Source organism: Streptomyces sp. NPDC003011 (genome assembly GCF_053591515.1).
In genome coordinates this window covers 84712-93834 of sequence record NZ_JBSFTY010000030.1, presented here as the reverse complement: position 1 = coordinate 93834, position 9123 = coordinate 84712, and the positions used below count along the sequence as shown (strand labels likewise).

7 protein-coding genes are annotated in these 9123 nt (G+C 73.4%); 1 reads left to right on the top strand and 6 read right to left on the bottom strand.

All coding sequences use genetic code 11. The annotated features are described in order from the left end of the window. The 3 genes from ACWD0J_RS17475 to ACWD0J_RS17465 form a co-directional block, all read right to left on the bottom strand. On the bottom strand, positions 1-281 hold a 281-nt coding region (locus ACWD0J_RS17475), incomplete at its 3' end, for an SDR family NAD(P)-dependent oxidoreductase (RefSeq protein ID WP_451496679.1). Positions 282-306: 25 nt separating this feature from the next. Then, the gene (locus ACWD0J_RS17470) at positions 307-1734 is read right to left on the bottom strand and encodes a GntP family permease (RefSeq protein ID WP_451496678.1); all 1428 of its coding nucleotides are present in this window, start codon (positions 1732-1734) and stop codon (positions 307-309) included. 38 nt (positions 1735-1772) lie between these two features. After that, positions 1773-2351: a gluconokinase gene (locus tag ACWD0J_RS17465; RefSeq protein ID WP_451496677.1), complete on the bottom strand. Its 579-nt coding sequence runs from the start codon at positions 2349-2351 to the stop codon at positions 1773-1775. Positions 2352-2494: 143 nt separating this feature from the next. Between ACWD0J_RS17465 and ACWD0J_RS17460 the strand changes: the two genes are divergently transcribed. Then, positions 2495-3196 (top strand): FadR/GntR family transcriptional regulator, encoded by a 702-nt coding sequence (locus ACWD0J_RS17460; protein WP_451496676.1) that lies wholly within the window; start codon positions 2495-2497, stop codon positions 3194-3196. Positions 3197-3208: 12 nt separating this feature from the next. Here ACWD0J_RS17460 and ACWD0J_RS17455 read toward each other — a convergent pair whose 3' ends face one another. The 3 genes from ACWD0J_RS17455 to ACWD0J_RS17445 form a co-directional block, all read right to left on the bottom strand. Further along, complete coding sequence (locus ACWD0J_RS17455; protein ID WP_451496675.1) at positions 3209-3610, bottom strand: YchJ family protein; 402 nt, start codon at positions 3608-3610, stop codon at positions 3209-3211. A gap of 83 nt (positions 3611-3693) precedes the next feature. After that, positions 3694-5073, bottom strand: a complete 1380-nt coding sequence (locus tag ACWD0J_RS17450) for a M1 family metallopeptidase (protein WP_451496674.1) — start codon at positions 5071-5073, stop codon at positions 3694-3696. A 74-nt stretch (positions 5074-5147) separates the two neighbouring features. After that, entirely contained in the window at positions 5148-9002 is a 3855-nt protein-coding gene (locus tag ACWD0J_RS17445) for a Pls/PosA family non-ribosomal peptide synthetase (RefSeq protein WP_451496673.1), read from the bottom strand. Positions 9003-9123 lie beyond the last annotated feature (121 nt).

Here is a 9123-nt window from a genome sequence, read left to right as displayed (position 1 = left end):
GCTCCCAGCGTGTCCAGCGGGCTCACCCGCTCCTCGACGTCCGCGACCCCAGCCCGCACCGACGCCCCGTCGGCGACGTCGAACACGGCCGTGCGGACGGCTCCGGGCGCGTCGGCGTCGAGAGCGGCGGCGGCCTCGGCGAGCCGGCCGCCGTCCCGTCCGTCGAGGACGACCCGGCAGCCCGCCTCGGCCGGCCCGCGGGCCGGCGCGGGCCCGATGCCCCGGCTGGAGCCGGTGACCAGGGCGGTCCGGCCGCCGCTGTCGAACAGCCGGTGACTCATCCTCGTACCCCTGGATCTCGTACCTCTAGATGATCAGAGAGAGGAGCAGGACCACGCCTCCGGCGACCACCGAGATGATCGTCTCCATGACGGACCAGGTCTTGATGGTCTGGCCGACGGTCAGGCCGAAGTACTCCTTCACCAGCCAGAACCCGGCGTCGTTGACATGGCTGAAGAACAGCGAGCCGGCGCCGATGGCGAGGACCAGCAGGGCCGTGTGCGTGGTCGACATGTCGGCCGCGAGCGGGGCGACCAGACCGGCCGCCGAGATCGTCGCCACCGTCGCCGAGCCGGTCGCCAGCCGGATCGCCACCGCGATCAGCCAGGCCAGCAGCAGCGCCGGGATCGACCAGTCCTTGGAGATGTCCAGGATCATCTGGCCGACGCCGGAGTCGATCAGCGTCTGCTTGAAGCCGCCGCCCGCGCCGACGATCAGCAGAATGCCGGCGATCGGCGCGAGGCCCTTCTCGACGAGCTGCGAGACCCGCTCCTTGGCGAACCCGGCGGGCCGCAGCAGCGTGAAGATGCCCACCAGCACGGCGGCGAGCAGGGCGATCAGCGGGGAGCCGATGACGTCGAAGGTCCGCTGCACGGTGTGCGTCGGATCGTCGACGACGATGTCGACCAGCGCCTTGGAGAGCATCAGGACGACCGGCAGGAGGATCGTGCCGAGCGTCGCGCCGAAGCCGGGAGTGCGCTCCAGCTCCTCGGAGGCGCGCTGCGCGGGGGCCTGGGGGGAACCCCCGGTCGAACTCAGCAGCCGGTCCGGCGCGGGGACGTCCACCCAGCGGGCCGCGTACCGTCCGAACAGCGGACCGGCGATGATCACCGTCGGGATGGCGACGAGCACGCCGAGCGCCAACGTGACCCCCAGGTTGGCCTGGACCGCGTCGATCGCGACCAGCGGGCCGGGGTGCGGCGGGACCAGGCCGTGCATCACGGACAGGCCCGCGAGCGCCGGGATGCCGATCCGCATCAGCGAGAAGTTGCCCCGCTTGGCGACCATCAGCACGACCGGGATCAGCAGCACCACGCCGACCTCGAAGAACAGCGGCAGCCCGATCACCGAGGCGATCAGCACCATCGCCCACGGCATCGTGCGGCCGCTGGCCTTCGCCAGGATCGTGTCGACGATCTGGTCCGCGCCGCCCGAGTCGGCGAGCATCTTGCCGAGGATCGCGCCGAGCGCGATCAGCACGCCGACGCCGGCGACCGTGGAGCCGAGTCCGGTGGTGAAGCTGGTGATCGCCTTGTCGAGCGGCGCCCCGGCGAACGCGCCGAGCGCCAGCGAGCCGATGGTGAGCGACAGGAAGGCGTGGAGCTTGAACTTGGTGATGAGCAGGACGATGACGGCGATGCCCGCCAGAACGGCGATACCCAGCTGAGCGTGGCCGGCCGAGGTGATCGGCTCGGGTGCGTCCGCTGCCAGCAGCTCGACGTTGAGTCTGGTCACGGGGGTTCCCTTGCAGGTACGGGGACGGGGGAGAGGTGTTACTGGGGCACGTCGGGAAGCGGCGCGTCGGAGGGGGACCCGTCCGAGGGAGACCCGTCCGAGGCAGACGGGCCGGGAAGGGCGTCCAGCGCCCTCGCCGCCCGCTCGGTGATCTCCTCCGGGCTGCCGGAGATGTCCACGACGACTCCGGCCTCGTCCGCGCCGAGCGGCTGGAGCGTGGCGAACTGCGAGTCCAGCAGCGCGGTCGGCATGAAGTGACCCCGCCGGTGCGCCATGCGGTCCTCGATCAGCGCCCGGTCACCCGCGAGGTGCACGAACACCACTCCGGGAGCCTCGGCCCTGAGCCGGTCGCGATACGACCGCTTCAGCGCCGAACAGCTGACGACTCCGCCGAGCCCGGCCCGCCCGTGCGCCCAGTCGCCGATGGCGTCGAGCCACGGCCACCGGTCCGCGTCGCCGAGCGGGGTGCCGGCCGACATCTTGGCGATGTTGGCCGGCGGGTGGAAGTCGTCACCCTCGGCATACGGGACGCCCAGCCGGGCGGCGAGCAGGGGACCGATCGTGGTCTTGCCCGTGCCGGCGACGCCCATCACCACGACGACGTGAGGGGTACGCATCACTGCCTCGCTGTCTTCCTCGACATCCGACGTCGACATCTGACGTCGGCCACACTGAAACGCATTAGGTACGACGAATTCAAGAGCCTGTGACGAATAAGTCTGACTTTTTATTCGTGTGACGTGCCCCGTACGCTGAGTGCATGAGCACATCGGGACGGGGGCTGCACGGCCACGTACTGGAGACCCTCGGTCCCGCCATCACCGCGGGTGAGTACCCGCCGGGCAGTGTCCTGCGCACCGACGAACTCGCCCAGCGTTTCGACGTCTCGCGCTCGGTGATGCGTGAGGCGGTCCGCGTCCTGGAGTCGATGCACCTGGTCGAGTCCCGCCGCCGGGTGGGCGTGACGGTGCGTCCCACGAACGAGTGGAACGTCTACGATCCCCAGGTCATCCGCTGGCGCCTGGCCGGCGCCGACCGGGCCCGCCAGCTGCGCTCCCTCACCGTGCTGCGCTCGGCGATCGAACCGGCCGCCGCGGCCCTGGCCGCCCAGCACGCCACCGCCGACCAGTGCGCCGAACTCACCGAGTGCGCCCTGGGTATGGTGGCCCACTCACGCGGCCACCAGCTGGAGGGCTACCTCGTCCACGACATCGCCTTCCACCGGGTGATCCTCAACGCCTCCGGCAACGAGATGTTCGCCCGCCTCGGTGACGTGGTCGCCGAGGTCCTCGCGGGCCGTACCCACCACGAGGTCATGTTCGCGGACCCCGACCCGGCCGCCGTCACCCTGCACGTCCAGGTCGCCGAGGCGGTCCGCGCGGGCGACGGGACACGCGCCGAGGAACTGACCCGCGAGATCACGGTGGGCGCGCTCCAGGAGCTGGACATCCTGGTCCCGTGAGGCCTGCCGGGATCAGCCGGGGAACTCCCCGTCCACGTACACCCACGCCCCGTCCACCCGCTCGAACCGGCTCCGCTCGTGCAGCGACCCGCCCCGGTACGAGGCCCGGAAGGTCACCGTCCCCGTGGTGTGGAACGCCGACCCGTCCCGCGTGGCGAGGATCTCCAGCCCGGTCCACCGCGTCCCGGCGTCGAGGCCGACCCGCTCCGGCCGCGTCCGGGGATGCCAGGTCCGCAGCAGATAGGCCGCGTCCGCCTTCACGAAGGCGCTGTAGCGGGACCGCATGAGCGCCTCGGCGGTGGGGGCGGCGGCACCGCCCGAGTGATAGCGGCCGCAGCAGGCGTCGTACGGCTCGGGAAGCCCGCAGGGACAGGGGCCGGCGGGACGTGCGGGACGGGCGCTGCGTCGGGACATGCGCACCATTGTGCCGGGGCGGCGACGGACGCTTCCCGCCCGGCCTCCGTCACCGAGCGCGCGGCCGTCGCGCCGCGCGGGCCCTACGCGGAACCCGCGTTGGTCGGCGGATGGGTGGGCCGCGCCGGGATCCGCGCGTCCGCCTCCGGCAGTGGCGGGAGCGCCGTCCCGTACACCCACGCCTCGAACACGTCGTCCAGCGGCTCGGCGGCGAACCGGCCCGCGTGCGCGGTGAACGTCGTCGTGCTCACCGCCCCGCCCCGGTGCTGCGTCGCCCAGCCGCGCAGCATGCGGAAGAACGCCTCGTCGCCCATCGCGCACCGCACCGCGTGCAGGGTCAGCCCGCCGCGCTCGTAGAGCCGGTCGTCGAACATCGACTTGCGGCCCGGATCGGCCAGTTGGAGATCCTGGGGGAGTGCGGACAGCAACCGGTGGGCCGCCGCCGCGAGTTGCCGGGCGCTGCGGCCTCCCGACCGTTCCGACCACAGCCATTCCGCGTACTTCGCGAACCCCTCGTTCAGCCAGATGTGCCGCCAGTCGGCGATGGACACGCTGTTGCCGAACCACTGGTGCGCCAGCTCGTGCGCCACCAGCCGCTCCGAACCCCGCGCCCCGTCCACGTGGTTGGCGCCGAACAGCGACAACCCCTGTGCCTCCACGGGGACATCGAGCTCCTCCTCGGTGACCACCACCGCGTACTCGTCGAACGGGTACGGGCCGAACAACTCCTGGAACAGGTCCATCATCTGGGGCTGCCGGGCGAAGTCCCGGGAGAACCCGGGGAGCAGGTGCGCCGGGATGTGCCCGTGCTGCGGCACCCCGCCCGGCCCCGGGTCGCCCAGCAGCACCGTCTGGTACTTGCCGATCGACAGCCCGACCAGATAGCTGGACGTGGGCGCCGCCTGCTCGTACACCCACGTGGTCGTCGACGCCTTCGTCGTCCGGGTCAGCAGCCGCCCGCCCGCCACCACCGCGTACGCGGACGGCGTGGTGACGGAGATCTGGTACGACGCCTTGTCGGCGGGCCGGTCGTTGCACGGGTACCAGGACGGCGCTCCGACCGGCTGGCTCGCCACCAGCGCCCCGTCCTCCAGCTCCTCCCAGCCGAGCCCGCCCCAGGGGCTGGCGACCGGCTTGGGATTGCCGGACCAGTGCACCTCCACGGTGAACGTGGCCCCGGCCCGCACCGGCTTGGCCGGGCGCAGGCGCAGCTTGCCGCCCCGGTGCGTGTAGTGCGCCGGCCGGCCGTCCACCCGGACCCGGCCGATCCTGAAGTCGGCCAGGTTGAGCTGGAACTCGGCGAGCGGCGACCGTCCCGCGATGGCGTTGATCCGGGCCGTTCCCGACAGCCGGTTGGGACCCGGGCGGTAGTCCAGCGCGAGTTCGTAGCGGTGCACCCGGTACCGGGGATCGCCGTTGGCCGGAAAGTACGGGTCCGGTCCCACTGCCTGCTGAACGGTCACTGCTGCGTCTGCTCCCTGCGCTGTGCTCGGACGTCGTGCCGGTGCGCCGTCCCCGGACCCCGGCCGGGCCGCGCTCAGGAACGCCATGACTCGATCGGGTTGCCCAGCCAGCGGGTGTCGTCGGGAACGGACTCCGCGGCCATCACCAGCGACGCCGGACCCAGGGTCGTACGGGCGCCGATCGTGCTGCCGGGCAGGACGATTCCGCCAGGACCCAGCGTCGCGCCCTCACGGAGGACCACAGTATCCGTCCGCAAGATCCGGTCGTGGAAGAGGTGGGTCTGCAGCACACTGCCGCGGTTCACCGTCGCCCCGTCCCCGACGGTCACCAGGTCGGTCTCGGGCAGCCAGTGGCTCTCCACCCACACGCCCCGGCCGATCCGCGCCCCGAGGCCGCGCAGCCACGCGGTCAGCACCGGCGTACCCGGCACGGACCCGGCCAGCCACGGCACCGCCAGCACCTCCACGAACGTGTCCGCCAGCTCGTTGCGCCACACGAACCCGCTCCACAGCGGATGCTCCCCGGCGCGGTGCCGCCCCACCAGCGCCCACTTCGCCAGCACGGACACCAGACCCGCCACGAGCCCCGCCCCGAGCAGCACCAGCCCCGACAGCAGCGGCGCCCACGCGCCCAGCGCGCACAGCGCGGCCACCGTCAGCACGGCCAGCCCCGCCGAGCAGAACACCGGCACCATCCGGCACAGCTCCACCAGCCCGCGCGCCCACAGCAGCCGGGCCGGCGGGTCGTACGTCCGGCTCTGGTCACCGCCGGCCGCCGCGCGCGGCAGCCTCATCGGCGGCAGCCCCAGATACGAGCTGCCCTTCTTCGCGTTCTTCGGCGTCGCCGACCCCACCCCGACCAGCCCGCCGTCCGGCACACTGCGCCCCGGCGCGGTCATCCCCGAGTTCCCGAGGAACGCCCGCCGCCCGATCTCGGCCCGCCCGATCCGCATCCAGCCGCCCCCCAGCTCGTACGGCGCGGTCAGCGTGTCGTCGGCCAGGAACGCGCCCTCGCCGACCGTCGTCAGGCTGGGCAGCGCGAGGACGGTCGACACCTCGGCGCCCTTGCCGATCCGCATCCCCAGCAGCCGCAGCCACACGGGCGTGACCAGCCCGGCGTACAGCGGGAACAGCGTCTCCCGCGAGCGGTCCATCAACTGCGTGACCGTCCACGCCTGCCAGCCGATCCGGCTGTGCGTGGGATGCGTGCCCTCCCGCAGCCCCAGGCTCAGCAGCCGTACGGCGACCAGGAGCAGCAGCGCGTACGCCAGCCCGAAGGCGAGCGTCGCCGGAACGAGGCCGAGCGCGACACCGCTCACGGTCACGTCCGGAGTGAGGAACCAGTGGCCCACCAGGAGCGCGGCGGCGCCCGCCGGCACCGGCAGGGCGCCGAGCGCGAAGCCCGCCATGCCGTACACCGCACGCCAGTACGCGGCCCGCACCGGACGTTCCTTCGGCCAGTTCCGCTTGGCCTTGCCGAGCTTGACCGCGGGAGCGCCCGCCCACCGCTGCCCGGTCGGCACCTGACCGGTGACCGCCGAACCCGGCGCCACCTCGGCCCGCTTGCCGACCCGGGCCCCCGGGAAGAGGAGGCTGCGGGTGCCGACGACGGCGTGCGCGCCCACCCTGACCGGCCCGATCTCCAGCCGGTCGCCGTCCAGCCACCAGCCGGACAGGTCCACCTCGGACTCCACGGCCGCGCCCCGCCCCAGCCTGAGCAGGCCGGTGACCGGCGGCAGCGAGTGCAGGTCCACGTCCGGCCCGACCTTGGCGCCCAGCGCCCGCGCGTACCGCTCCAGCCACGACCCGGTCAGCGAGGTCGCCCCGCTGACCTCGGCCAGCCGCTCCGCGGTCCACAGCCGCAGATGCACACTGCCGCCGCGCGGGTGGCGCCCCGCCCGCACGCCCCTGAGCAGCAGCCGCGCCCCGCCCGCCCCGATCGCGAGGCGCCCCGGCGGGCTGAAGAAGAGCAGCGCCCCGCCGGCGACCAGCCACCAGGGAGCGGTCGGCAGCCAGGAGTGGACGGGCAGCAGGTTCCCGAGCGCGGTCAGCGCGACGGTCCAGCGCAGCCCGAGCACGGTGAACAGGGGGAGCAGCAGGAGCAGCTGGATCACCTGGGCGCGCACCGGCACCGGGGCGACGGTGCGCCGGGCGCCGTCGTCCTGCGCGGACTTCTCCAGGTGCCGGGCCAGCTTGCGCAGCACGGGCTGCTGGTAGATGTCGAGGACGGCGGCGCTCGGGTAGCGGGTGCGCAGCCGGGTGGTCAGCCGGGCGGCGGCGAGGCTGCCGCCGCCGATGGCGAAGAAGTCGTCCCGCGCGCTCGACACCGCAATGCCGAGCACCTCGCCCCACTGCTCGGCGAGCCACGCCTCGGTGCCGTAGAGCCGCTCGACGGGACCGGTGTGCTCCAGCTCCTTCAGCGGCCAGGGCAGGGCGTCGCGGTCGACCTTGCCGCTGGTCCGGGTCGGCAGCTCGGCGACCGGCGCGAGCAGCGGCACCAGGGCCGCGGGCAGCTCGGCGCGCAGCTTCTCCACGGCCGCCGCGTGGTCCCAGCCGTCCTGGACGACGACATAGCCGACGAGCAGCTGGTTGCCGCCGCGGGCGGTCCGCACGGCGGCGGCGGCACCGGCCACCCCGGGCAGCGCCTGAAGCGCCGTGTCCACCTCGCCGAGCTCGATGCGCCGCCCGCCGAGCTTGATCTGCTCGTCGGCCCGCCCGAGGAACACCAGGCCCTCGGGCTCCGCCCTGACGAGGTCACCGCTCCGGTACGCCCGCTCCCAGCCGAGGGACTCCAGCGGCGCGTACTTCTCCGCGTCCTTCCCGGCGTCGAGATACCGGGCGAGCCCGACCCCGCCGATCACCAGCTGGCCGCCGCAGCCCATCGGCACCGGCTCCCCGGCCTCGTCCACGACGGCCAGTTCCCAGCCGGCCAGCGGCAGCCCGATCCGGATCGGCTCCGCGCCGCTCATCAGCGACGCGCAGGCCACGACGGTCGCCTCGGTGGGCCCGTAGGTGTTCCACACCTCGCGCCCCTCCGTCACCAGCCGCTGCGCCAGCTCGGGCGGACAGGCCTCCCCGCCGAAGATCAGCAGCCGTACGTCGTTGAGGGTCTCGGGCTCCCACAGCGCGGCCAGCGTCGGCACCGTCGACACCACGGTGATCTCCTGCTCGACCAGCCAGGGCCCGAGATCGGCGCCGCTCCTGACCTGCGCCCGCGGCACCGGCACCAGGCAGGCCCCGTAGCGCCAGGCCAGCCACATCTCCTCGCAGGACGCGTCGAAGGCGACCGACAGCCCCGCCATCACCCGGTCCCCGGGCCCGATCGGGTCCTCGGTGAGGAACAGCGCGGCCTCGGCGTCCACGAAGGCGGCGGCACTGCGGTGGCTGACGGCCACGCCCTTGGGCTTCCCGGTGGAGCCGGAGGTGAAGATGACCCAGGCGTCGTGCTCCGTCCCGGGCCGGCCGGCCGGGACGTCGCCCGTGGAGACCACGGCGATCTCGTGCCCGCCCCCGACGACGGCCCGCACGTCCGCCTCCCCGAACACCAGCTCGGCCCGCTCGTCCGGGTCCTCGGCGTCCACGGGCACATAGGCGGCACCGGCGGCCAGCACGGCGAGGACGGCGACGTACAGCTCGTTGGTGCCGGACGGCACCCGCACCCCCACCCGGTCACCCCGTCCGACCCCGGCCCCGGCGAGCCGCTGCCGCAGGCTCTCCACCTCGGCGGCCAGCTGCCGGTAGGTGAGCCGCGTGGTGCCGTCGTCCAGGGCGAGCTCGTCCGGGTACGACCGCACGGACGCGTCGAACACGTCCACCAGCGTGCGCGGGGAGGCCGCGGGTCCCCCGGAGAAGCGGGCGGTGTCCCCGAACCGTGCGCGGAGTTCCTGGTCGAGCAGGCCGAGAGCACTGCTCTCGTGTATGGCTGCCATCGGATCCTCGCGTGTCGATCCCGGAAGCCTCCGGGGCGCTGGCGGGGGCCCGCAGGTCTGCCTGGGGTTGTCCTGCTCCAGCTCCGTTCCGTAACAAGCCGGAAATTTTAGTACGACGCTG

What these genes read in the sequence shown, in the direction of transcription:
- ACWD0J_RS17465 (WP_451496677.1), bottom strand. Translation starts at nt 2,351, where the DNA reads ATGCGTACCCCTCACGTCGTCGTGGTGATGGGCGTCGCCGGCACGGGC.
- ACWD0J_RS17460 (WP_451496676.1), top strand. Translation starts at nt 2,495, where the DNA reads ATGAGCACATCGGGACGGGGGCTGCACGGCCACGTACTGGAGACCCTC.
- ACWD0J_RS17455 (WP_451496675.1), bottom strand. Translation starts at nt 3,610, where the DNA reads ATGTCCCGACGCAGCGCCCGTCCCGCACGTCCCGCCGGCCCCTGTCCC.
- ACWD0J_RS17445 (WP_451496673.1), bottom strand. Translation starts at nt 9,002, where the DNA reads ATGGCAGCCATACACGAGAGCAGTGCTCTCGGCCTGCTCGACCAGGAA.